We start from the raw sequence: 20,916 nt of genomic DNA, 5'->3' as shown, positions 1-20,916 counted from the left end.
GAACCCCTCCCCGGCAGGCAGCGCGCCCGGCCGTGCGGCGGCCTAACCTGGAAGGGCGCATACGGCGCGTGGCCTGCGGAACGGAAGCACGGAAGCGACTGGCCATGACGGTGATCTCGGCGGCTCTCTTCGGTACCGACTGGCGGCCCCGGCTGCCCGGTGGCGCCGAGCTGCTGCGCGAGTGCGCCGCCCGCGGCTGGACGGTCGTGCTGACCGGGCCCGGGCCGGCCGGAGCGCCCGCCCTGACCGTGGCCGCTCCTGGCAGCGACCCCCTACGGGCGGCGCTGGAGCTGGTGGACGGCTCGCCCTCGCACGCAGTGGCCGTCGCCGGGAGCGTGCGCGAGGTGTTGGCGGCGCGGCGGGTCGGGGTGCCCTGCATCGCCCTGGAGACCGGCGGGGACGCCGGTCCCGAGCTGAGGGCGGCCGGCGCGGTCGAGGTCCACCGCGACGCCGCTGCCCTGCTGCGTGTCCTGGACGACAGCCTGCTCGCCCGTCCCCGGGCCTTCGGCCGCGTGGGCGTGGGAACAGGCGGTGCCTGGAACGGTTAGCGCCGGCCCGTACCGGGCAACCGCCCGGGTGCGAGCACGTCACCGGGAAGTGTCGGAGGTGACCGATATGGACGGACCCGCGTTGAGCGGATGGGAGCGGCGGCTCCTCGAGGAGATCGAGTCCGATCTGCGCCAGGACGCGCGCCTCGACCGGAAGCTGAGCACCATGGGTGCCAAACGGCCGAGCCGGGTTCTGGGCACTCTGCGCAGCGCCGGGCACCGCGTCTCGGCCGCGGTGGTGCTGACCGCGTTGGTGATGACGGCGATCTGCCTCAGCATCGGCGTACGGACTCCGACCACCGCCGTGCTGACCGCTCTCGGGGTGGTCTGGGCGGCCTCGGTGGCGGCCGCGGTCGCGACCTCGGAGCTGCTGCGGCGCCGCCGCGGTACGCGCCGGGCCGAGTCCGTGGACCCGGACCGGCCGGATCGGGAGGAGGGGCGCGAACGCCGCCCCTGGGACCGGCCGGAGGCGGGCGGCTGAGTGATGGGCACTGACCTGTGGGAGTACCGCCCGGGCTCCCATCCTGCCGCCGACCTCAGCCTGGTCGGATACGAGGTGCACGCCACCGACGGCCCGCTCGGCCGGATCGAGCAGGACGCCGGGAACCATCTGCTGGTCGACGCCTCGTCCTGGGTGCCGGGCACCCGGGTGCTGGTCCCGGTCGGGCTGGTCGCCCGGATCGACCACCTGGACCTCGCCGTCCACCTCGACTGCCCGCGGGCCCGGCTCAGTTCGGCCCCGCCTGCCGCCGAAGACCTGACCGCCCGCTGTCCGCGCTGAACCATGGGCTGGCCGTCCACCACCCTGACCGGCCGGACGATCGCCTTCCTGGTCGCCCCGTACGGCGCCGAGCAGGACGAACTGACCTCGCCCTGGCAGGCCGTCGCCGAGTCCGGCGGCACCCCGCGCCTGCTCTCCACTGCCCCGGGGCGGGTCCAGGCCGTCCGGCACCGCGCCCTCGGTGACACCTTCGCGGTGGACGCCCTCGTCGCCGGTGCGGATCCGGCCGACTACGACGGGCTGGTCCTGCCCGGCGGCGTCGCCAACCCGGACCGGCTCCGGCTGGACCGGGCGGCGGTCGCCTTCGTGCACGGCTGCTGCGCTTCCGGCTGCCCGGTCGCGGCGATCTGCCACGCGGCCTGGACCCTGATCGAGGCCGACGCCGTCCGTGGCCGCACCCTCACCTCCTGGCCCAGCCTGCGCACCGACCTGGTGAACGCGGGCGCCCACTGGGTGGACGAGGAGGTGCACGTCTGCCACGACGGTCCCGGTGTGCTGGTGACCAGCCGCAAGCCGGGGGACCTGCCGGTCTTCAACGACGCGCTGGTCACCGAGTTCGCCCACGCGACGGCGAAGCACCGCCGGACGTGAGGCGCCCGGTCAGACCGGGGTGAAGCGCCCCGGGAGAGGCCGCCGGCCTCGGCCGGGCAGGCTCTGAGGATCCAACTCCCTTGTCCGACGGTTGTGTTGCTCGGTCTCCGCTAGTCCCCGCGCAGGCGGACGAAGGTGGCGGTGGGTGGGCGGCCGGTGAGGATGATCTCGGCACGCAGCGGGGTGGTGAGGGGGCGGACCGGGCCGTGGTCGGGGTCGGTCGAGGGCGGGCCGAGGAACGCGGCGGTGGCCTGGGCGATCTCGCGGGCCTGTACGGGGGTGAGCCGGGGTGTGGTCAACAGGACCCTGTCGTCGTCGAGTCGGACCACCAGCGCGTGTGGGCGGCCGGCCGGACCGGTGAGAGCGCGGACGGCGGCGTCCACGGTGTCGTCGCGGCGGTACTTGACCCAGGCGCGGCCCGCGGCGCGCGGGCGGTAGGGGGAGCCTGAGGCCTTGCAGACCAGGCCCTCCACGCCGATGTCGGCGAGCTGGGTCATCCACTCCAGCGCCTCCGTCCGGTCGGTGGTGGCCATCACCGGCTGGATCGGCGGCGGGACGTCGGCCAGGGCGGCGAGCAGCAGACGGCGCCGGTCGGTGAGCGGGAGACGGCGGACGTCGCGGCCGGGCAGGGCGAGCAGGTCGAAGGCGATCAGCCCGAGGGCGACATCCGGGGCGGCGGCCCGGGCCTGGCGGGTGTGCAGCAGTTCCTCGAAGGCGAACCGGCCCGACCGCCAGGCGACCAGTTCGGCGTCCAGCACCAGCCCCTCGGGCAGTCGCGCGACGGCGGCGGCGATCGGCGGGAACTCCGGTGCGAGGTCGCGGCCGGAGCGGGACTGGAGGAAGGCGGGGCGGTCGCCGCGGGCGAAGGCGACGCAGCGAAAGCCGTCCAGCTTCAGCTCGTACCGCACCCCGCTCCCGCCCAGCGCGTCGGTGAGCGGGACGGCGGTGACGGCGGCTGGGCGCATCACCTCGACTGGCGGGTGCAGCACCTGGCGGGGCTGTTCGGGCGGTTTCGGCTGCGCGGGTTTGGGCTGCGCGGGTTCGGACCGCGCGGGTTCGGACCGCTCCGGCGGTGACACCGGTGCGCCCGGTAGGGTTCGAGCCTCGTCCGGGTCCAGCAACGGCGCGAACAGGTCGCCCCGGGCCGCCAGCCGCCCGGGGACCGCGGCGAGGGTGAAGGTGAGGTCGTCCACGCCGCGCGCCCGCTCCAACTCGCCCCAGGAGAGCGGGGCGGAGACCGTCGGCAGCGGCCGGGCCCGCAGGGTGTACGGCGCGGCGGTGGTCTTCCTGGCGTTGTTCTGCGACCAGTCGACCAGCACCCGGCCCCGGCGCCGCGCCTTGGCCATGGTGTGCACCACCAGCTCCGGGTGCTCGTCCTCCAGGGCGGCGGCCAGCGCCTTCGCGTACGCGCAGACCCTGGCGCTGGGGGTGGGCTCGATCGGGACCAGCAGGTGCAGGCCCTTGGATCCGGAAGTCTTCACCCAGGCCGTCAGGCCGGCCGACGCCAGCCGTTCGCGCAGCAGCAGCGCGACCGCCCGGCAGGTCAGCACGTCCGCGCCCTCGCCGGGGTCGAGGTCCAGGACCAGCCGGTCGGCCAGGCCGGGCGCGGCCGCGTGCCACTGCGGGACGTGCAGCTCCAGGCAGCCCAGGTTGGCGACCGACAGCAGGGCCGCGCCGTCCTCCAGCACCACCTGGCGCAGGTCGCCGCTGCTGCTGGGCACCTCCACGGTGCGCACCCAGTCCGGGGTGCCGGGCGGGGGGTTCTTGGCGACGAACAGCTCCGCCTCGACGCCGTCCGGGCAGCGCAGGAAGGAGACCGGGCGGTCGCGCAGGTGGGGGAGCAGGGCGGTGTGCACGGCGGCGTAGTAGCGCAGCACCTCGCCCTTGAGGGTGCCGGTGCGCGGGTAGTACACCTTGTCGAGGTGGGAGAGGGCGAGGGTGCGCCCGTCCACCGTCATCTGCGGCATGGGCCGCCTCCGAAGCGTCCTGCGGGTGGCCCCCGCAGCCAGTCTGCCCCGCCGTGGGACCTGCCGCTCGTGGCTTTCACCGCCCGGGGGCTCCATCACGAACACCCTGCGGGGCGGCGGGCCGCGGTGCGCCCGGATAGGTGCCGAAGTACCAGTGGTTGCCCTCCGGATCGGCTGCGGCGAAGTCACGCGAGCCGTAGTCGGTCTCGTGCAGCGCGGTGGTGATCCTGGCGCCGGCGGCCACGGCGCGGGCGTGCAGGCGGTCCGGGTCGGCGGTGACCACGTACGCGGCGAAGGTCCCCGGGCGGGCGGGCCGGTCCCGGCCGCCCTCGGGGGTCTCGCGGTCGGAGCCGAGCATCACGCCGCCGCCCTCCGGCCAGGCCAGCTCGGCGTGGGAGACGAAATCGCCCTCGCCGTAGCTGACCACCTCCTGGAAGCCGAAGGCGGCCGCCAGGAAGCGGATCAGCCCCCGGGCGTCGGTGGCGCGCAGGGTGGGCCAGACCTGCGGGGCGGGGCTCTCGGGGTCCATGGCTTTCTCCTCCAGTAGGGGCGCCTACCCGGTGGGGGCGCTCAGGCCTCCCACTCTGTGGCAGCCCCGACCGTCCCGCCTTGGACGTTTCGGAACCTCGCCTCCTCCGGCCCTTCCATCGCCAGCCAGGCGCTCGGCGCCGCCCCGGCCAGCGTGCGGAACTCGCGCGCCAGGTGCGCCTGGTCGAAGTAGCCGCAGCGGACGGCCAGTTCCACCAGCCGGGGCGGTGGGGAGCCGGCGGCGAGCAGGCGCCTGGTCCGGTCGAATCGGATCACCCGGGCGGCGGCCTTGGGGGTGAGCCCGGTCTCCCGGCGGAACCGCTCCTGGAGGTGCCGGGCGCTCCAGCCGGTCTCCCGGGCCAGCTCCGCCACCGGCAGCGCACCGCCACTGCTGGTTTCCGTCGTCACGCTCTCAGTATCGGCATTTCGGTATCGGGGCTGCCGAGTCGGCTCTCGCGGTCGCGGGTGGGAGCGGTGTTGCCTATGGTGATGGCACGGTCACACCGCGATCACTGGTGTCGACCTGCCAGGGGGAGGGCTGTCGGGGGGTAGTACCGACGAAGGAGTCCCCGTGACCACTGCCCGAGACATCATGCACACCGGCGCCCAGTGCATCGGCGCCAACCAGACGCTGGACGAGGCCGCGCGGATGATGCGCGACAAGAACGTGGGCGCGCTGCCGATCTGCGGCGACGACCAGAAGCTGCACGGAATCATCACCGACCGTGACATCGTGGTGCGATGTCTCGCCGAGGGCAAGGACCCGGCCACCATGACGGCGATGGAGCTGGCCGGGCACCTGCACTGCGTGCGCGCCGACGACAGCATGGACACGGTGCTGAAGAAGATGGAGCAGCACCAGATCCGCCGCATCCCGGTGATCGACGGCGAACGGCTGGTCGGCATGATCAGTGAGGCCGACCTGGCGATGGGCCACCGCAAGGGCCACCGGCTGACGGATCAGCAGATCATCGACTTCATGGACAGCGTCTACATGAAGCGCTGACCCTGCCGGCACCACTGCCACTGGTGCCGATGTGGAGCGAGCCCCGCTCGTGCGCCCGTGACCGGCCGGTCCCCTCGTACCGGCCGGGCCTTCCGAGGGTGCCGGGCGGGGCGGCCGCGCGTCTTGTACAAATGCGCAGCGGCGCTCGACCGGCGTTCCGCGGCGGAGCTCAACCGGCGTTCAGCACCGCGCTGGTGACCCGACCGACGACCCGGTCGGTGGGCTCGGGCAGCGCGGCGGCCGAGCACCGGGAGGCCAGGAACTCGCGTGGTGAGCAGCCGACCATGCCGCGGAAGGCGCGGTCCAGGTGCGACTGGTCGTAGTAGCCGCAGAGTGCGGCCAGGTCGGCGCCGGCCGGGTGACCGTCCGGCGTGGTGAGCAGCCGCAGGGTCCGCTGCAGCCGCAGGATGCCGGCGGCCTGCTTGGGCGCCAGCCCGAGGTGGTCGCGGAAGCGCAGTTCCAGCCTGCGGCGGCTCCATCCGGTGCCCTCGACCAGGGTGCGGATCGGCACCAGGCCGTGGGAGCGCCGGAGTTGGTGCCAGGCCCAGGTGATGGACGGTTCCCAGGCCGGACCGTAGGCGAACAGGGCGGTGAAGTACCCGTCCAGCAGGGCGAATCGGGCCCGCCAGTCCGGGGCGTCGGCCAACCGCCCGGCCAGCGTGCGCAGCCGGGGGCCCAGCACGTCCCCGGCCTCGGCCCACTGCCCGCCGAGCTCCCCGGCCACCGGCCCGAACGCCCGGAAGGCGCCCTGCGGGGTGAGCGAGACCGACAACCCGTACAGCACACCGGCGTGTTCGGCGATGGTGGCGGTTCGGCGCAGCCCGGCCGCGATCGAGCCGAGGCGGACGCCCGCCGTCGGCGCGACGGCGTCGCTGAGCCGCATGGTGCCCTCGAAGGCGAGCGCCAGGGTGACCACGTCCGTCGGCACCTCCAGCCTTCGGCGCGGGCGGTCCAGGACCATCCGGTAGCCGCGGTAGTCGAGCACGTACCGGCGCAGCGGGGAGGCGGGCGCGCCGACGGCCATGGTGTACCCGGCCGCCGGAAGGGTGTCCTGGACCATCTCAACTCCCGTGCTCGGCCGGGCGGGTGGTGGGTGCACCGCCATCCTAGGCGGGCCCGGGGCGACGGGTCACCGTCTCATTGGACGGATTTTCCTTTCTCGCGGGCCGAGATGCGGGCACAATTGCGCACATGGGAAAGCAGTACGAATCCATCGACGGCCGGCTGCGGCAGTTCATCGAACGTCAGCCCGTCTACTTCGTCGCGACCGCGCCGCTGGCCGCCGACGGGCATGTCAACATCTCGCCCAAGGGCCGCGCCGGCACCCTCGCGGTGATCGACGAACTCACCCTCGCCTACCTGGACTTCGGTGGATCGCAGGCCGAGACCGCCGCCCACCTGCGGGAGAACGGCCGGATCACCCTGATGTGGTGCGCCTTCGAGGGCCCGCCCACCGTGGTGCGGGTGCACGGCCGGGGCGAACCCGTCTTCCGCGACGACCCGCGCTTCGCCGAACTGCTCGGCCACTTCGACCCCGCCGCGGACGGCTCGGGCCTGCGCGCGATCGTCCTGGTGAAGGCCGACCGGGTCAGCGACTCCTGCGGCTACGCGGTCCCGTTCATGGACTACCGCGCCGACCGTGACCTGCACGCCCAGTACTTCGACCGCAAGGACGAGGCCGAGTTCAGCGCCTACTGCGAGCGCAAGCCGCTCGTCGCCACCAGCATCGACGGCCTGCCCGCCGTCCCGCTGCCGCTCCCGCCCCGACCCGCCGCCTGACGGCCGGTCGGTCGCCCGGCCCGCCGGGGACCATCGGCTTCCGCGGGCCGGGGAGCGGCGTGGACCCCGCTCCGGTGTACCGGAGCGCCCCCTGCGCTCACCCGCGGCGGCGGGCATAGCCTTCAGTCCATGAGCAACGAGAGTGATGCGGCCGACACCGGCGCCGTCGGCGACGAGGACCACGAGGTGGCGGCCGTGCCCGCCGGCTTCGAGCTGGGGACCGACGGGCCCAAGGTGATCCTGGCGGGCCTGGACGGCTCCGACTCCTCCTGGCGCGCCACCGCCTACGCCGCCGGACTGGCCCGCCGCCAGGGCGCCGCCCTCGCGGTGGCCTACATCCAGCCGATACTCGGCGCCGCGACCGCCCTGGCCGGGGCCGCGGTGGAGGAGACCACCCAGGAGATCGCCGACGAACTGCTGGCCGCGCTGCGCGAGGCCGAGCAGCGGGTCCGCGAGGTGTGGAAGGTGGACTGGCGTTTCCTGACCATGCGTGGTGACCCGTACACCGGCCTGGCCAAGCTCGCCGACGAGCTGCGCGCCGACGCCGTCGTGGTCGGCGTCTCCGAACAGGCCGGGCACAAGGTGATCGGCTCGGTGGCCGTCCGGCTGGTCAAGGCCGGGCGCTGGCCCGTGACCGTCGTGCCGTAGGGCGTGCCCGACAGCCCCGCCGGGCGCGAATCGTCGGACCCGCCCCTGCGCCGGCGCGACAACGGCAGCGGGTGCGGAACGGGCTCGGCCGGGCGCGCAGCAGGGCACACCGCAGGCTTTCCCGCAGCCCGTCCTGCAGGCCGTCCCTCCGGTTCAGGCGCAGCCCCCCGTCCCCCAGGTCCAAGCCCAGCCCGGTGGCTACGGCTGGCCCAGCCCCTACGGCCAGTACCAGCAGCCCAACTCGTACGGCCAGCCCGGCCAGCCCAACCCGTACGGAGACCACGGCCAGCCGAACCGGTACCGTCAGGGCTGACCGCCCGCCGGAGCGCGCAGGTGCGGCCGGTAGGGTGCGGAAGCATGACGGAAACGCCGGGCGCGCACCCTACCGAGCCGGCCCACCCGACCGGCAGCGACCTGCACCTCGACCTGCCCGCCACCGGCGGGCGCCGCGCCGCGCTGATGGCCGCGCTGCGTGAGGCGATCCGCAGCGGCAGACTCGCGCCCGGCACCCGGCTGCCGCCCTACCGGGCCCTGGCCGCCGACCTCGGCCTGGCCCGCAACACCGCCGCCGAGGCCTACGCCGAACTCGTCGCCGAGGGCTGGCTGACCGCCCGTCAGGGCTCCGGGACCACCGTCGCCGAACGCGCCGCGCCCGTCCCGTCCACCCGGGCCCGCCGCCCCTCGGCGCGGCCCGGGCCGGTGCACGACCTGCGCCAGGGCCAGCCCGACGCCGCCTCGTTCCCCCGGACCGCCTGGCTGGCTGCCGCCCGCCGGGCCCTCACCGTCGCGCCCAACGAGGCCTTCGGGCCCGGCGATCCGCACGGCAGGCGCGAACTGCGAACCGCCCTCGCCGACTACCTCGCCCGCGCCCGCGGAGTGCGCACCGACCCCGACCGGATCGTCATCTGCTCCGGCTTCGCCCACGCGCTGCGACTGCTCTTCGACGGCCCGGCGCCCGCCCTGCCGCCCGCCGAACAGGGGCCGCTGGCCGTCGAGGCGTACGGGCTGGGCTTCCACCGCGGGCTGCTGGCCGCCGCCGGGGTCACCGCCGTTCCGCTGCCGATCGACGAACACGGCGCCCGGGTCGGCGAGTTGGCGCACCGGCCGGACGTTCGTACGGTCCTGCTCACCCCCGCCCATCAGTTCCCGACCGGCGGGCCGTTGCACGCCGGCCGCCGCGCCGCCGTCATCGACTGGGCGCGCGGACGCGGTGGGCTCGTCCTGGAGGACGACTACGACGGCGAGTTCCGCTACGACCGCCAACCGGTCGGCGCCGTCCAGGGGCTCGACCCCGAGCGGGTGGTCTACCTCGGCAGCACCAGCAAGAGCCTCAGCCCCGCGCTGCGCCTCGGCTGGATGGTCGTGCCGGACCACCTGGTCGACCGGGTGCTCGCGGTCAAGGGCGAACGCGAGGGCTGGGCCAGCGCCCTGGACCAGCTGACCCTCGCCGAGTTCATCGACTCCGGCGGCTACGACCGCCACGTCCGCCGGATGCGGCGCCGCTACCGCGACCGCCGGGACCGGCTGGTGGCCGCGCTCGCCGCGAGCGCCCCGCACGTCGAGGTCTCCGGCATCGCGGCCGGCCTGCACGCGGTGCTGCGCCTGGAGCCGGGCACCGAGCGTTCGGTGCTCAAGGCCGCCACCTACCGCGGCCTCGCCCTCGACGGCCTCGCCGACTACCGCCACCCGGCCGTCACCCCCGAGGCCATGCCGACGGCGGACGGCCTGGTCGTCGGCTACGCCACCCCACCCGACCACGCCTACCCGGCGGCGCTCGCCGCGCTCTGCGACATCCTGCCGCCGCCGACCTGAGGGCGGGGTGAGGGGCGAAGCATAGGACCCCCGGACCGTCCGCCGGGCCGTTTCGCCGTTCGACCGGTCCCGGGCGTCCGCCGGCCGCTCCTGCGTCGGTACGGCTTCGGGTCGAGGAAGGCAACCGCAGCGGTACCGCCGCCTACGCTCCTTGGGCATGCGCAGAACACATCTGAGCCGGGCGGCGTTGGCCGCGTGTCCGGCCGTCGCCGTCGGTCTGCTCCTCTCCGCCGCGCCGGCCCGGGCCGACGGCCCGCTGCCCGTCACAGCGGTCTCCGACCGTCAGACGACCGTGCGGGGCGGTGAGTTCACGCTCACCATGACGCTCACCAACCCGTACGACACACCGATCCAGTTCGTCTACCAGAGCGTCCAGCAGACCTACGACACCAGCCTGGAGAAGGACCTCAAGTTCACCGCCACGGCCTGCGGCACCCAGACCAACGGCTGCAGCGACAACGTCCACGGCGGTATCGCCCGCTACAACGTGCCGCTCGCCCCCGGCGCCAGCAGCACCTTCACGATCACCTACACCATCGCCCCCGACTCGGCCTGCGGCGCGGCGACCAGGATCGACTTCTACTCCTACCTGTACTACGAGTACAAGGGCGGTGAGGCCAACAACTCGGGCATCATCGGCATCCCGGGCACCCAGGTCGCCTGCGCCTGACCCACGGCCGGTCGAAGCACCTCTCCCGGCGCATTTCCCTCTGCGCATCCCCCGTACCCCCGTCAGGTGTCGGCCACCCCCGTCCGGCACCTGACGGGCCCATCGCGCCGGCGGACCGCGGTGCGCGGATCGGCGCATCCGCGCATGGATGCCGAACGACCCCGACAACCCCGCCGAATTCACCGGCGCGCCGATGCCGTACGGGCTCTACGCCGGGGTCGATACGTGGGTGGGGGCGGAAGCCGCGTCCCGGGTGGGGGCGTTGCCGCGGCCCTCGCTGGAGCTCGGCCCGGGCAGGTGGGACGGGATGTTCCTGCGGGCGGTGGGGTGCTGCGGGGTGGATGGGGGGAGATTCACCCTATCGGGGGGTAGTCGGTCTCCGTACGGGCCTGGTCGGGTGCTGGTGATCTAGGGTTCCGGATGGGCCGCCGCGAGACGGCGGCCGCTCTCCCGAAGTCCCACCAACTTCCCTACCGGTAAGCGGATCTGATGGTCCGTCATGGCTTGCGTGCCCAGGTAGGTGCGGTACGGCCCTGGCCGCGTGATCCGACCACACGAATGGAGACCCCTGCCGATGCCCGTGGACACGAGCCCGGAGACACAGCAGGACCGGCAGCAGAGCCTCGCGACGGCGGCTGCCCGCAACCTTGCCACCACGACCAAGTCCGCACCGCAGATGCAGGAGATCACCTCCCGCTGGCTGCTCAAGGTGCTCCCGTGGGTCGAGGCCCACGGTGGTGCGTACCGGGTGAACCGACGGCTCACCTACACCGTCGGCAATGGCGTGGTGGAGTTCATCAAGACCGGCTCCCAGGTCCGCGTGATCCCGGCCGAGCTGGGCGAGCTCGCCCTGCTGCGCGGCTACGAGGACGAGGACGTGCTGACCGCCCTCGCCGACCGCTGCCGGCAGATCGACTTCGGCCCCGGCGAGGTCCTCACCACCCAGGGCGAGGCGGCCGACAGGATCTTCCTGATCGCGCACGGCAAGATCAACAAGATCGGCACCGGCAAGTACGGCGACGAGACCGTGGTCGGCGTGGCCGGTGACGGCGACCGCTTCGGCGACGACGCGCTGCTGAACGCGGACGCCGTCTGGGAGTACACCGCGAAGTCCGCCACCTCCGGTGTCGCGCTGACCCTCGGCCGGGACGACTTCGCCCGTATCCGGGACAACGCGCCAAGCCTCCAGGAGCACCTGGAGTCCTTCCTGGCCCTGCCGCTGCAGGCCCAGAACGAGCGCGGCGAGGCCGAGATCGCCATGTCGGCCGGCCACCACGGAGAGTACGAACTCCCCGGCGCCTTCGTGGACTACGAGCTCAAGCCGCGTGAGTACGAGCTGAGCGTCGCCCAGACCATCCTCAAGGTCCACACCCGCGTCGCGGACCTGTACAACCAGCCGATGAACCAGATCGAGCACCAGCTCCGACTGACCATCGAGGCCCTGCGCGAGCGCCAGGAGCACGAGATGATCAACAATCCGGAGTTCGGTCTGCTCAACAACGCCGACTTCGACCAGCGCATCCAGACCCACTCCGGCCCGCCCACCCCGGACGACCTGGACGAGTTGCTCAACCGCCGCCGCGACCCCGACTACCTGCTGGCCCACCCGCGCACCATCGCCGCGATCGGCCGCGAGTTCAACGCCCGGGGCATCTACCCGCACCATGTCGACCTCGGCGGGCAGCAGGTGCCGGCCTGGCGCGGTGTGCCGATCCTGCCGTGCAGCAAGATCCCGATCACCAAGGAGAATACCAGCTCGATCCTGGTGATCCGTACCGGTGAGGACAACCAGGGCGTCATCGGCCTGCACCAGACCGGCCTCCCGGACGAGTACCAGCCCGCGCTGTCGGTCCGCTTCATGGGCATCGACGAGAAGGCGATCATCTCCTACCTGGTCAGCGCCTACTACTCGTGCGCGATCCTGGTGCCGGACGCGGTCGGCGTCCTGGAGAACGTCGAGATCGCGCACCGTCGCCACTGAGCGCGAAGAACAGTGAGTGCGGGCCGTAACCGGCCGGCGTGAAGATCGTTTGACCTGATGGCGGACGGCCCGCCCGCTGTGGCGGGCCGTCCGCCTGATCGTGTTCGGAAGTATCCGGTCGTACCCGATCGGTTTCCCGATCCGGACTTGACCGCTTCTGCCTGTTTCGCCGTGGCTGATCAGCCCGAGCCCGCGCCGTCCCACCCAGCCGAGCCGAGAGGTGTGTGGAGCCCATGCCGCAGCGTCGGCAGTTCCGACGGATGCCGCTGCCCGGTGGTGGGACTGCGGCCCCCGGGCGGCGGGTACGACTGGTCGGCGCGGTGGTCGGCGTGGTGGCGATGTGCGCGCTGGTCGGCGGCGCCACCGCCTCCGGGGCCGAGCGATCGGGCGGACACCCGCACGGCCTGGTGGTCGACACCTGCGTGTGCAGCGAGACGGACGTGTCGGTGTCGGTCGGCCCGGGCGGGAGCGTGGACGTCGGAGTGGACGTGGACGTCCAGGTCGGCGTGACGGTCGCCCCCGGCGCCATGCACCACGGGTCCAAGCCGCCGCACGGGCACCACCCGTGCCACCCGCACCAGGCAGGCCCGTTCCCGGTGGCACCCCCGTTCTCGCCCTCGGCGCCGACGGACCTCCGGCACCAAGCGGGGCGGCCGGACGACGAGCAGGGCGACCACGACGAGCAGGACGGTCGCGGCGACCACAGCGGGCACCACCACCCGCACCCCTGCCCGAGCCCGACTCCGACGCCCACCCCGACTCCGACGCCCACCCCGACTCCTACGCCCACCCCGACTCCGACGCCCATCCCGACTCCTACGCCGACGCACACGCCGATCCCGACGCCGACTCCCACGCCGACCCCAGCGTTGCCGAGCCCGACCCCGGCGCCCACCCCACCCCCGTCGTCCACGCCTCCGCTGCCCCCGGCCCCCGCACCGGCCGCGCCGCCCCCGGCGGCGCCCGCGCCCACCCACGCGGCCGCCCCTGCCCCCCAGCCGCCCCCTCCCGCCGCGCCGCCGAGCCTGGTGCGCCCGAGCCCGGTGGCACAGCCGATGTTCCACGCCCGGCCGACCCAGCCGCAGCCGGTCGCGCGGCATCATCAAAGCGCCCCGGCGACCACCACGATGTTGCTGGTCACCGTCCCCGCCGTGCTGGCGGCCGCAGCCCTGCGCCCGGGCCGTGGCAACCAGGGCCGAGGTCGTTCCCAGTCCTGACGGCGTCCCGCCACAGGACCCCGGGCCCCCCGGGCACCCCTGGGCCCGCGACCGCACGGCCGCCGGTCCCCGAGTCGGCCGAGTTCCCGAGTTCCCCGTTCACGTCACAAGCCAAGCCAGAGAAGGGAGTTCCCATGTCCGAGTGGGTGGTGCTGGCCATCGCCATGGCGGCGGCCTGTGCCGTCGTGGTGGCGGTGGTGTTGCTGAGGCACCGTCGGGTGGGCACCGAGAAGAACGTCGATGAGACGCCCGACGTCATCGAGTACATCACGATGATGATCGGCGTGGTCTACGCGATCGTCCTCGGCCTCGCCATCGCGGGTGTCTGGGAGGCGCGCGGCGCCGCCCAGGACGACCTGTTCCGCGAGGCGCAGTCGCTGCGGGAGGTGAGCGACCGGGCGGTGGTCTACCCGGCCGAGTTCCGCGACCAGGTCCGGGCCGATGTGGACGCGTACGTCACGTACGTGGTCAACGTCGAATGGGACTACATGGCCAAGCACGGTGAGATCACCGACAAGGGCACCGAGCTGCTGGAGAAGCTCCAGAACGACGTGGCCACCCGGCCGTCGGCCTCGGATCTGGAGTCCCAGGCCTACCAGCCGATCATGGACCGGATCAGCCAGGCCTCCGACGCCCGCAACCAGCGTGGCCAGAGCGCCGGACCGGGTATGCCGGGCGTGGTCTGGTTCGGCCTGATCGGCGGCGCCGTGGTGACCATCGGCATGCTGTTCGCGCTGCAGATCCGGCGCACGCGAAGGGAGTTGATCCTGGCAGCCTGCTTCAGCGCGCTGATCGCCTTCCTGCTGTTCATGATCTGGGACTTCGACGATCCGTTCGCCAGAAGCGTCTCGGTCACCACGCAGCCGTTCGACGACCTCTTCCCCTCGCTCAACCTCAAGGGCTGATACAGGGTTCGGAGCCCCTTCGACCACGTCGTCCACCGGGATCCGGGCAGGTGATCACCGGATAACCTTGCCCGGGTTATCGGGGGTCGGCCCTCGCTCGATGGATCGAGGGGAACATCAGCAGTGTCCTATCCGACGCCGGATCCCGGTGGACAGGTCCCGTGGGCGCCGGATGCCGCTCCCGTCCCACCGCCCGGCCCGGAGCACGCCTGGTGGTGGCTGCCCGAGTCGGAACGGCTGCGCCGGAAGAAGCAGCGCAAGGAGTGGGAGGCCTACCAGGCCTACCAGCGGCGCAACCGCAAGGACGAGGACGGCGGCAAGCGCAAGCGCGACGACGGCGTCCTGGACTGCTGCAGCGACGGCTGCTGTGACATCGCCGACCCGTGCCTGATCGCGCTCATCCCGGTGATGATGGCCTCCGGCATCCGCTTCGCCCTCACCGGGGCACACGGGCGCCGTACGGCCGACCCGTCCGCGCCCGCCCCGCGCGGGTTCGCGGCCGGGGTGATGTACGGCGCGGTGCGCCACTACCGCACCGAGGTGAGCCCCCGGCGCCCGGCCTGCTGCCCGTACACACCGTCCTGTTCGACCTACGCGGTGCAGGCGCTGCACCGCCACGGCGCGCTGCGCGGGGCCCGGCTGACGGTCGGGCGCCTGCTGCGCTGCCGCCCGGGGCGGGGCGGGGCGGACCCGGTGCCGCGCTGATCCTCCGGGCATGGCGAGTGGCCCGCGTGCGATCCGCGCCGGCCGCTGGCGTTCCGGCGGCCGCACCGACAGCCAGCGGCCTGCCCGCGTACGGCACCGCGGCGGGACTGGACGGGGCCGATGTCCGCCGTCAACTGTGTCCGCCCGCCGGACCGTCCGGCCCGCGCAGGGCGACGCAGGGTGGTGGACCGGTAGGTTGACCGGTACCGAGCAGGCCGTCGAACGGAGGAGCGCCATGGACAGTCAGGGCTGGGACGACCGCTACGCCGCGAGCGAACTGGTCTGGGGTACCGCGCCCAACCAATGGGTGGTCCGCGAACTGACCGGACACACCCCCGGTCACGCCCTGGACCTGGCCGCCGGCGAGGGCCGCAACGCCATCTGGCTGGCAGCCCAGGGCTGGGAGGTGACCGGCCTGGACTTCTCCGCCGTCGCCCTGGAGCGCGCCGAACGGCTCACCGCCGACCTGCCGGACGAGGTCGCCGACCACCTCACCTGGCGTCACGGCGACGCCCGAAGCTTTGAGGCCCCCGCCGCCGGCTACGACCTCGTCCTGGTCGCCTACCTCCAACTGCCCGCCGAGGACCGCCGGACCGCGCTGCGCCGCGCCGCCGACGCGCTCGCCCCCGGCGGCACCCTGCTGGTGGTCGGGCACGACCTGAGCAACCTCACCGAGGGCGTCGGCGGACCGCAGGACCCGGCCGTCCTGTTCACCCCGGACGACGTCCTCGCCGACCTCGCCGACCACGGCCTGCGCACCGTGCGCGCCGAGCGCGTCCACCGCACGGTCGGCGCCGAGCCCGGCCACAAGGACGGCGGTACGGGCGGCGGTACGGCCGTCGCGGTCGACGCGCTGGTGCGGCTGGAGCGGGGTGCCGAGTGACGGTCGTGACCTCCCGCCGCGCGCTGCTCAGCGGCCTGCTGGCGGCCGCCCCGCTGGTGCTGGCGGGCTGCTCCTCCTCGGGGAAGAAGGACAAGGCCGACAAGAACGGTCCGGTGGCCAAGGCCAGTGATCCGGGCGGAGCGGCCTTCGTGATGATCATCCGGCACGGCGAGAAGCCCGACGGCAACCTGCCCGGCCTGGACGAGAACGGCAAGCACGACGGCAAGTCGCTCACCCAGCGCGGCTGGGACCGCGCCAAGGCGCTGCCCACCCTGTTCGCCCCGCCCGCGACCGGCCTGCACACCCCGGCCCGGATCTACGCCGCCACCGACCAGGGGCCGATGGCGGGGGCGCACCGGATGCGCCAGACCGTCACGCCGCTGGCCGCCAAGCTCGGGCTCACCGTGGACACCACGTACGCCGAGTCCCAGGAGTCCGAGCTGGCCGGTGCCGCGCTCGCCGGTACCCAGCCGGTGCTGATCTGCTGGGAGCACTCCCGGATCCCGCGGATCGTCGAGGCGCTCGGTGCGTCCGGCAGCGGCGTGCCAGGCACCTGGCCGGACCGGTTCGACCTGGTGTGGGTGTTCTCCCGGCCGGCCGGCGGGGCCTGGACCTTCCAGGAGGTGCGCCAGCACCTGCTGAACGGCGACGCCTGATCCATCTGAGGCCGCACGCAAGCCTGAGTGAACGTCAACTTCGCTGTGAAGTACGGGAATCCGCATGCTGATCGGCCTCGTGGCCGTCGTGGCGTCGCTGCCTGGACGGTTGCGCCGTCGGACCGTTCGGTCCCGTTTCACGGCTACGCCGGACGTCCGGCCGACGGATCCCTCGGTGTGCGGACTACCGCCGGAAGTGCGGGCCGGGGGACTGCTGGGTAGGGGTCCTCGAAGTACGCCGTCCGATGATCAGAGGTTTCCCCGGGGCGCGGTAGATTCGCGGCACGGACGGCGGCAGGAACGAGGAGGGCACGATGACCGTTTCGCTGGCCAAGGGGCAGAAGATCAGCCTGGAGAAGCCGGGCGGTGGGCAGTTGAGCCTGGTCCGGATGGGCCTGGGCTGGAAGGCCGTGGAGCGCAAGGGCTTCCTGGCCAAACTGTTCTCCGCCGGGCGGGAGATCGACCTGGACGCCTCGGCGGTGCTGTTCTCCCAGGGGCGGGCGCTGGACGTGGTCTTCTTCCAGCACCTCACCAGCAACGACGGCTCGGTCCGGCACAGCGGTGACAACCTGGTCGGCGGCGCGGGTGACGCGACCGACGACGAGTCGATCACGGTCGACCTCACCAGGATCGCGGCCGAGGTCGACCAGATCGTCTTCACCGTCAACTCCTTCACCGGGCAAACCTTCCAGGAGGTCGAGGCGGCCTTCTGCCGACTGGTGGACGAGGCCACCGGCGTCGAGCTGGCCCGCTACACCCTCACCGGCGGCGGCCCGTACACCGCGCAGATCATGGCCAAGGTGCAGCGCACGCCGGGTGGTTGGCAGATGGCCGCGATCGGCCAGCCGGCCAACGGGCGCACCTTCCAGGACCTGATGCCGGAGCTGGTCAAGCACCTCTGAGCCGGTCCGGTCCCGGCGTCCGGGGCGTCACTCGACGTCCCGGCGCCGGAACCCGGCCAGGGCCAGGGCGATCAGCGCGGCCGCGACCAGGGTGAGCACGGCCAGTGGCGTCCAGTCCATCCCGGCCGCCGGAAGCCGGGGTACCTGGCCGAAGGGGGAGAGCCGGTCCAGGCCCGAGGGGAGCTTCAGCAGTGGGCCCAGGTAGCCGATCACGAACGCGTAGGCCGGGACGATCCAGGCCAGCGGCATGGCCCTGGGCAGCCAGCCGTAGACGGCGGCGGTGAAACCGACCGTCACCCACAGGGCGGGCGCGAAGGCCAGGGCCGCGCCGGTCAGCCGCAGGAACACGCCCGCGTCGCCGGTGGACAGCGCCCCGGACAGGCCGAACCCGACGCCCGCGGCGAGCATCACGGTGGTGGAGCCCAGCAGTGCCGCCGCCAGGTGTCCACCCAGCCAGCCGGACCGCGACACCCCGGCGGCCAGCACCGGCACGGCTCGTCCGCCGCTCTCCTCGGCGCGCGGGCGCAGCGTCGCGAGGACGGCGTAGACCCCGCCGACCACCGCGACGACCAGCATCGTCAGCGCGGCGAAGGAGTCGGCGAGGGTATGGCCGCCGAGCCGGGCCAGCGCCTCCCTGATCCGGTCGACGTCCTTGAGCATCGAGTCGGCGTCGCCGAGCAGTGAGCCGTACATCGCGCCGAGCAGCAGCAGGGCGACCGCGAAGCCGCCGATCAGGCCGCGGTGCAGGCGCAGCGCCAGGCCGAGCGGGGTGCCCAGGAGCGGGCTGCCGGTGGCCGGGCCGGGGCGGGTGGCGCGCAGCCCGGCGCCGTGGTCGCGGCGGGTGCTCAGCAGGAACCCGGCGGCCGCGGTGGCGGCGGTCAGCGCGAGCGCGGGCAGCAGCGGCCACCAGCGGTCGTCGACGAAGGGGTAGCTGCGCTGCAGCCAGCCGATCGGGGAGGCCCAGGAGAGTCCGTTCTCCGTGGCGTCCCCGGCGGCGCGCAGCGCGTAGGCGGCGCCGAGGACGGACAGGGCCAGCCCGGAGGCGGTCCGGGTGTGCGCGGTGACCTGGACGGTGACGGCGGCCACCGCGGCGAACAGCAGCCCGCCAACGGCGGTCGCGGCGCCGTAGAGCAGCGCGCCGCCGGTGGTCAGGCCGGGGACGCCGAGGCCGGGCAGGCCGACGGTGAGCAGCAGTGCGAGCGCCAGGTCGGCGACGGCGGCGGTGGCCAGCGCCGCGGCGAGCTGGGCGTGGCGGCCGACGGCGGTGGAGCGGATCAGTTCGGCGCGGCCGCTCTCCTCCTCCGCGCGGGTGTGCCGGGTGACGGTCAGGACGCTCATCAGGCCGGCGAGCACGGCCAGCAGGCCGAGCATCCGGTGGCCGAGCATGGCGCCCCAGGTGTAGTCGGCCAGGTAGTGGGCCGGGCCGGTCATGGCGAGCAGGGCCGGGTTGTCGGAGCCGTGGGCGATCGAGGCGCGGTCGGCGGCCGTGGGGTAGACGGTGTGGACGCTGTCGGCGGTCGCGATGGTGAGCAGCCCGAGGCCGAGCACCCAGACGGGCAGCCGGACCCGGTCCCGGCGCACGGCGAAGCGCAGCAGGGCGGCGGTGCCGGCCAGGGTGGTGCGCTCCGCGGCGCGGCCCGGCTGGGCGCGGCGGGCGGTGGGTGCGGCGGTGGTGGTCATCGCGCGGCCTCGCCGTCGAGGCGGTGCCCGTTGGCGGCCAGCTCGTCGCCGTAGTGGCGCAGCATGAGCTCCTCCAGCGTGGGCGGGTGGCTGACCAGGCTGCGCAGTCCGGCCTCGCTCAGTTTCCTTATGGCGGCGTCGAGTTGGGCGCTGTCGATGGCGAAGTGGACGCGCAGCCCGTCGGTGCGCAGGGCGTGTACGCCGTCCAGCGCGTCCAGTCCGGTCACCGGGCGGCTGGTCTCGGCCTCGACGGTGGTGCGGGTGAGGTGGCGCAGTTCGTCGAGGGTGCCGGTCTGCACCACGCGGCCCTGCCGGATGATGCTGACCCGGTCGCCGAGCTTCTCCACCTCGTCCAGGATGTGGCTGGAGAGCAGGACGGTCCGGCCCTGTTCCTTGGCCTGCCGGACGACGTCCTGGAAGACCACCTCCATCAGTGGGTCCAGGCCCGAGGTCGGTTCGTCCAGCAGCAGCAGTTCGGCGTCGGAGGCGAGCGCGGCGACGATGGCGACCTTCTGCCGGTTGCCCTTGGAGTAGCTGCGGCCCTTCTTGGTCGGGTCGAGGTCGAAGCGCTCGATCAGCTCGTCGCGGCGGCGCCGGTCGTGCCGGCCGCCCAGCCGGGAGAGCAGGTCGATGGCCTCGCCGCCGGTGAGGTTGGGCCAGAGCTGGACGTCCCCGGGGACGTACGCGAGGCGGCGGTGCAGCTCGACGGCGTCGCTCCACGGGTCCTTGCCGAGCAGCCGGGCGGTGCCGCCGTCCGCCCGCAGCAGGCCGAGGAGAACACGCACGGTGGTGGACTTCCCGGCGCCGTTGGGCCCCAGGAAGCCGTGGACCTCGCCGGTCTCGACGGTGAGGTCGAGGCCGTCCAGCGCGGTGGTCCGGCCGAAGGTCTTGCGTAGGCCGGACAGGATGATGGCCTTGGTCATGCTTCTGAAGCTACCGTAGTTTCAGAAAAACGTGAATATTGGGAAGGCGTTAAAGTTCGAGGAGGGGGCGGATGATCACTGGAAAGGGGACGGCCGTGGAACGGGAGCCGGAGCAGGGGCGTGACGGCCGGGTCGTGTCGGACTTCGTCGAGCGGTTCGCGGCTGAGCTGGTGGTCGCGGGCATGGGCCGGATGCCCTCCCGGATCTTCTCCTGCCTGATGGCCGAGGAGAGCGGCGTGCTGACCTCCGCCGAACTCTCCGAACGCCTGCAGATCAGCCCGGCCGCCGTCTCCGGCGCGATGCGCTACCTGATCCAGGTCGGCCTGGTCGCCAAGGAGCGCGAACCCGGCTCGCGGCGCGACCGTTACCGGGTGCTCAACGACGTCTGGTTCGAGTCCCTGACCCGGCGGGACGAGATCATGCTGCGCTGGATCCGGGTGCTGAAGGACGGCGAGGCTACCGTCGGCGCGGGCACGGTCGCGGGGGAGCGGCTGGCGGAGAGCGCGGCCTTCTTCGAGTTCATGATCGACGAGCTGCACGGCATGCTCGGCCGCTGGCGGGAGCACCGGGCGGGGAGGCCGGCGGGGGAGTAGCAGTGTCGCCCGGACGTCGGGAGGTGGCCGGTCGGGAAACGGCGCGGCGGCGGGGGCGAGGGCGGGGGCGGGCTCGCGCAGCGGGGGGCGGGCGGCCCCGCCGCGCAGATGGGGGCCGACGCCCGCGGCGTCCTCGGCGGC

24 protein-coding genes and 1 pseudogene are annotated in these 20,916 nt (G+C 73.6%); 17 read left to right on the top strand and 8 right to left on the bottom strand.

The window, feature by feature from the left end:
- Window positions 1–104: 104 nt before the first annotated feature.
- The 4 genes from ABZW30_RS30400 to ABZW30_RS30385 all read left to right on the top strand — a co-directional run bounded on the left by ABZW30_RS30400 (window position 105) and on the right by ABZW30_RS30385 (window position 1,920).
- Window positions 105–548 carry a hypothetical protein gene (locus ABZW30_RS30400; RefSeq protein ID WP_355674417.1) on the top strand — a complete coding sequence of 148 codons (444 nt, stop codon included), beginning with the start codon at window positions 105–107 and terminating at the stop codon, window positions 546–548.
- Window positions 549–615: 67 nt separating this feature from the next.
- Window positions 616–1,029 carry a hypothetical protein gene (locus ABZW30_RS30395; protein WP_355674416.1) on the top strand — a complete coding sequence of 138 codons (414 nt, stop codon included), beginning with the start codon at window positions 616–618 and terminating at the stop codon, window positions 1,027–1,029.
- Between the two features lie 3 nt (window positions 1,030–1,032).
- Window positions 1,033–1,329 carry a PRC-barrel domain containing protein gene (locus ABZW30_RS30390; RefSeq protein ID WP_355674415.1) on the top strand — a complete coding sequence of 99 codons (297 nt, stop codon included), beginning with the start codon at window positions 1,033–1,035 and terminating at the stop codon, window positions 1,327–1,329.
- 3 nt (window positions 1,330–1,332) lie between these two features.
- Window positions 1,333–1,920 (top strand): type 1 glutamine amidotransferase domain-containing protein, encoded by a 588-nt coding sequence (locus tag ABZW30_RS30385; protein WP_355674414.1) that lies wholly within the window; start codon window positions 1,333–1,335, stop codon window positions 1,918–1,920.
- A 110-nt stretch (window positions 1,921–2,030) separates the two neighbouring features.
- Here the strand turns inward: ABZW30_RS30385 and ABZW30_RS30380 are convergent, their stop codons facing one another.
- From ABZW30_RS30380 to ABZW30_RS30365, 4 genes and pseudogenes are all read right to left on the bottom strand, one after another.
- On the bottom strand, window positions 2,031–2,885 hold the full coding sequence (locus ABZW30_RS30380; protein ID WP_355674471.1) for a DNA ligase: 855 nt from the start codon (window positions 2,883–2,885) through the stop codon (window positions 2,031–2,033).
- A 123-nt stretch (window positions 2,886–3,008) separates the two neighbouring features.
- A pseudogene (gene ligD, locus ABZW30_RS30375) lies at window positions 3,009–3,887 on the bottom strand (non-homologous end-joining DNA ligase); the annotation flags it as partial.
- Between the two features lie 76 nt (window positions 3,888–3,963).
- The gene (locus ABZW30_RS30370) at window positions 3,964–4,416 is read right to left on the bottom strand and encodes a VOC family protein (protein ID WP_355674413.1); all 453 of its coding nucleotides are present in this window, start codon (window positions 4,414–4,416) and stop codon (window positions 3,964–3,966) included.
- 41 nt (window positions 4,417–4,457) lie between these two features.
- The gene (locus ABZW30_RS30365; protein WP_355674412.1) at window positions 4,458–4,823 is read right to left on the bottom strand and encodes a helix-turn-helix domain-containing protein; all 366 of its coding nucleotides are present in this window, start codon (window positions 4,821–4,823) and stop codon (window positions 4,458–4,460) included.
- A gap of 163 nt (window positions 4,824–4,986) precedes the next feature.
- Here ABZW30_RS30365 and ABZW30_RS30360 point away from each other — a divergent pair, with 163 nt between their 5' ends.
- A complete protein-coding gene (locus ABZW30_RS30360; protein WP_355674411.1) occupies window positions 4,987–5,421 on the top strand; it encodes a CBS domain-containing protein in 435 nt (144 codons plus the stop codon).
- Window positions 5,422–5,590: 169 nt separating this feature from the next.
- Here ABZW30_RS30360 and ABZW30_RS30355 read toward each other — a convergent pair whose 3' ends face one another.
- Window positions 5,591–6,481, bottom strand: coding sequence for a helix-turn-helix domain-containing protein (locus ABZW30_RS30355; protein ID WP_355674410.1), 891 nt, complete (start codon window positions 6,479–6,481; stop codon window positions 5,591–5,593).
- A 131-nt stretch (window positions 6,482–6,612) separates the two neighbouring features.
- Between ABZW30_RS30355 and ABZW30_RS30350 the strand changes: the two genes are divergently transcribed.
- The 4 genes from ABZW30_RS30350 to ABZW30_RS30335 all read left to right on the top strand — a co-directional run bounded on the left by ABZW30_RS30350 (window position 6,613) and on the right by ABZW30_RS30335 (window position 10,330).
- Complete coding sequence (locus ABZW30_RS30350) at window positions 6,613–7,200, top strand: pyridoxamine 5'-phosphate oxidase family protein (protein ID WP_355674409.1); 588 nt, start codon at window positions 6,613–6,615, stop codon at window positions 7,198–7,200.
- A gap of 129 nt (window positions 7,201–7,329) precedes the next feature.
- Entirely contained in the window at window positions 7,330–7,848 is a 519-nt protein-coding gene (locus tag ABZW30_RS30345) for a universal stress protein (protein ID WP_355674408.1), read from the top strand.
- 357 nt (window positions 7,849–8,205) lie between these two features.
- Window positions 8,206–9,660, top strand: coding sequence for a PLP-dependent aminotransferase family protein (locus ABZW30_RS30340; RefSeq protein ID WP_355674407.1), 1,455 nt, complete (start codon window positions 8,206–8,208; stop codon window positions 9,658–9,660).
- Between the two features lie 157 nt (window positions 9,661–9,817).
- Window positions 9,818–10,330: a hypothetical protein gene (locus tag ABZW30_RS30335; protein ID WP_355674406.1), complete on the top strand. Its 513-nt coding sequence runs from the start codon at window positions 9,818–9,820 to the stop codon at window positions 10,328–10,330.
- A 207-nt stretch (window positions 10,331–10,537) separates the two neighbouring features.
- On the opposite strand, the gene ABZW30_RS30330 is transcribed toward ABZW30_RS30335, so the two are convergent.
- Window positions 10,538–10,687, bottom strand: a complete 150-nt coding sequence (locus ABZW30_RS30330) for a hypothetical protein (protein WP_355674405.1) — start codon at window positions 10,685–10,687, stop codon at window positions 10,538–10,540.
- 217 nt (window positions 10,688–10,904) lie between these two features.
- Between ABZW30_RS30330 and ABZW30_RS30325 the strand changes: the two genes are divergently transcribed.
- The 7 genes from ABZW30_RS30325 (at window position 10,905) to ABZW30_RS30295 (ending at window position 17,579) form a co-directional block, all read left to right on the top strand.
- Window positions 10,905–12,311 carry a family 2B encapsulin nanocompartment shell protein gene (locus ABZW30_RS30325; RefSeq protein ID WP_355674404.1) on the top strand — a complete coding sequence of 469 codons (1,407 nt, stop codon included), beginning with the start codon at window positions 10,905–10,907 and terminating at the stop codon, window positions 12,309–12,311.
- Window positions 12,312–12,544: 233 nt separating this feature from the next.
- A complete protein-coding gene (locus ABZW30_RS30320; RefSeq protein WP_355674403.1) occupies window positions 12,545–13,528 on the top strand; it encodes a hypothetical protein in 984 nt (327 codons plus the stop codon).
- 134 nt (window positions 13,529–13,662) lie between these two features.
- Window positions 13,663–14,433: a hypothetical protein gene (locus tag ABZW30_RS30315; protein ID WP_355674402.1), complete on the top strand. Its 771-nt coding sequence runs from the start codon at window positions 13,663–13,665 to the stop codon at window positions 14,431–14,433.
- Window positions 14,434–14,556: 123 nt separating this feature from the next.
- Complete coding sequence (yidD, locus tag ABZW30_RS30310; protein ID WP_355674401.1) at window positions 14,557–15,138, top strand: membrane protein insertion efficiency factor YidD; 582 nt, start codon at window positions 14,557–14,559, stop codon at window positions 15,136–15,138.
- Window positions 15,139–15,373: 235 nt separating this feature from the next.
- Window positions 15,374–16,021: a class I SAM-dependent methyltransferase gene (locus tag ABZW30_RS30305; protein ID WP_355674400.1), complete on the top strand. Its 648-nt coding sequence runs from the start codon at window positions 15,374–15,376 to the stop codon at window positions 16,019–16,021.
- A complete protein-coding gene (locus ABZW30_RS30300; RefSeq protein WP_355674399.1) occupies window positions 16,018–16,677 on the top strand; it encodes a hypothetical protein in 660 nt (219 codons plus the stop codon). The genes ABZW30_RS30305 and ABZW30_RS30300 overlap by 4 nt, the downstream gene beginning before the upstream one ends.
- 314 nt (window positions 16,678–16,991) lie before the next feature.
- The gene (locus tag ABZW30_RS30295) at window positions 16,992–17,579 is read left to right on the top strand and encodes a TerD family protein (RefSeq protein ID WP_355674398.1); all 588 of its coding nucleotides are present in this window, start codon (window positions 16,992–16,994) and stop codon (window positions 17,577–17,579) included.
- A 27-nt stretch (window positions 17,580–17,606) separates the two neighbouring features.
- On the opposite strand, the gene ABZW30_RS30290 is transcribed toward ABZW30_RS30295, so the two are convergent.
- Entirely contained in the window at window positions 17,607–19,259 is a 1,653-nt protein-coding gene (locus ABZW30_RS30290; RefSeq protein WP_355674397.1) for an ABC transporter permease, read from the bottom strand.
- Window positions 19,256–20,182, bottom strand: a complete 927-nt coding sequence (locus ABZW30_RS30285; protein ID WP_355674396.1) for an ABC transporter ATP-binding protein — start codon at window positions 20,180–20,182, stop codon at window positions 19,256–19,258. Before ABZW30_RS30285 ends, ABZW30_RS30290 begins: the two co-directional genes overlap by 4 nt.
- Window positions 20,183–20,253: 71 nt before the next feature.
- Between ABZW30_RS30285 and ABZW30_RS30280 the strand changes: the two genes are divergently transcribed.
- Entirely contained in the window at window positions 20,254–20,775 is a 522-nt protein-coding gene (locus ABZW30_RS30280) for a MarR family transcriptional regulator (protein ID WP_355674395.1), read from the top strand.
- The last annotated feature ends 141 nt before the right edge of the window (window positions 20,776–20,916 follow it).

The sequence above is a fragment of the Kitasatospora sp. NPDC004669 genome (assembly GCF_040609455.1).
Lineage (GTDB): Bacteria > Actinomycetota > Actinomycetes > Streptomycetales > Streptomycetaceae > Kitasatospora.
This window is presented reverse-complemented; position numbering and strand designations above follow the sequence as displayed.

Coding starts and splice junctions, on each gene's coding strand:
- ABZW30_RS30400 (WP_355674417.1), top strand. CDS start 105: ATGACGGTGATCTCGGCGGCTCTCTTCGGTACCGACTGGCGGCCCCGG.
- ABZW30_RS30395 (WP_355674416.1), top strand. CDS start 616: ATGGACGGACCCGCGTTGAGCGGATGGGAGCGGCGGCTCCTCGAGGAG.
- ABZW30_RS30390 (WP_355674415.1), top strand. CDS start 1,033: ATGGGCACTGACCTGTGGGAGTACCGCCCGGGCTCCCATCCTGCCGCC.
- ABZW30_RS30385 (WP_355674414.1), top strand. CDS start 1,333: ATGGGCTGGCCGTCCACCACCCTGACCGGCCGGACGATCGCCTTCCTG.
- ABZW30_RS30380 (WP_355674471.1), bottom strand. CDS start 2,885: ATGCGCCCAGCCGCCGTCACCGCCGTCCCGCTCACCGACGCGCTGGGC.
- ABZW30_RS30370 (WP_355674413.1), bottom strand. CDS start 4,416: ATGGACCCCGAGAGCCCCGCCCCGCAGGTCTGGCCCACCCTGCGCGCC.
- ABZW30_RS30355 (WP_355674410.1), bottom strand. CDS start 6,481: ATGGTCCAGGACACCCTTCCGGCGGCCGGGTACACCATGGCCGTCGGC.
- ABZW30_RS30350 (WP_355674409.1), top strand. CDS start 6,613: ATGGGAAAGCAGTACGAATCCATCGACGGCCGGCTGCGGCAGTTCATC.
- ABZW30_RS30345 (WP_355674408.1), top strand. CDS start 7,330: ATGAGCAACGAGAGTGATGCGGCCGACACCGGCGCCGTCGGCGACGAG.
- ABZW30_RS30340 (WP_355674407.1), top strand. CDS start 8,206: ATGACGGAAACGCCGGGCGCGCACCCTACCGAGCCGGCCCACCCGACC.
- ABZW30_RS30335 (WP_355674406.1), top strand. CDS start 9,818: ATGCGCAGAACACATCTGAGCCGGGCGGCGTTGGCCGCGTGTCCGGCC.
- ABZW30_RS30325 (WP_355674404.1), top strand. CDS start 10,905: ATGCCCGTGGACACGAGCCCGGAGACACAGCAGGACCGGCAGCAGAGC.
- ABZW30_RS30320 (WP_355674403.1), top strand. CDS start 12,545: ATGCCGCAGCGTCGGCAGTTCCGACGGATGCCGCTGCCCGGTGGTGGG.
- ABZW30_RS30315 (WP_355674402.1), top strand. CDS start 13,663: ATGTCCGAGTGGGTGGTGCTGGCCATCGCCATGGCGGCGGCCTGTGCC.
- ABZW30_RS30305 (WP_355674400.1), top strand. CDS start 15,374: ATGGACAGTCAGGGCTGGGACGACCGCTACGCCGCGAGCGAACTGGTC.
- ABZW30_RS30295 (WP_355674398.1), top strand. CDS start 16,992: ATGACCGTTTCGCTGGCCAAGGGGCAGAAGATCAGCCTGGAGAAGCCG.
- ABZW30_RS30290 (WP_355674397.1), bottom strand. CDS start 19,259: ATGACCACCACCGCCGCACCCACCGCCCGCCGCGCCCAGCCGGGCCGC.
- ABZW30_RS30285 (WP_355674396.1), bottom strand. CDS start 20,182: ATGACCAAGGCCATCATCCTGTCCGGCCTACGCAAGACCTTCGGCCGG.
- ABZW30_RS30280 (WP_355674395.1), top strand. CDS start 20,254: ATGATCACTGGAAAGGGGACGGCCGTGGAACGGGAGCCGGAGCAGGGG.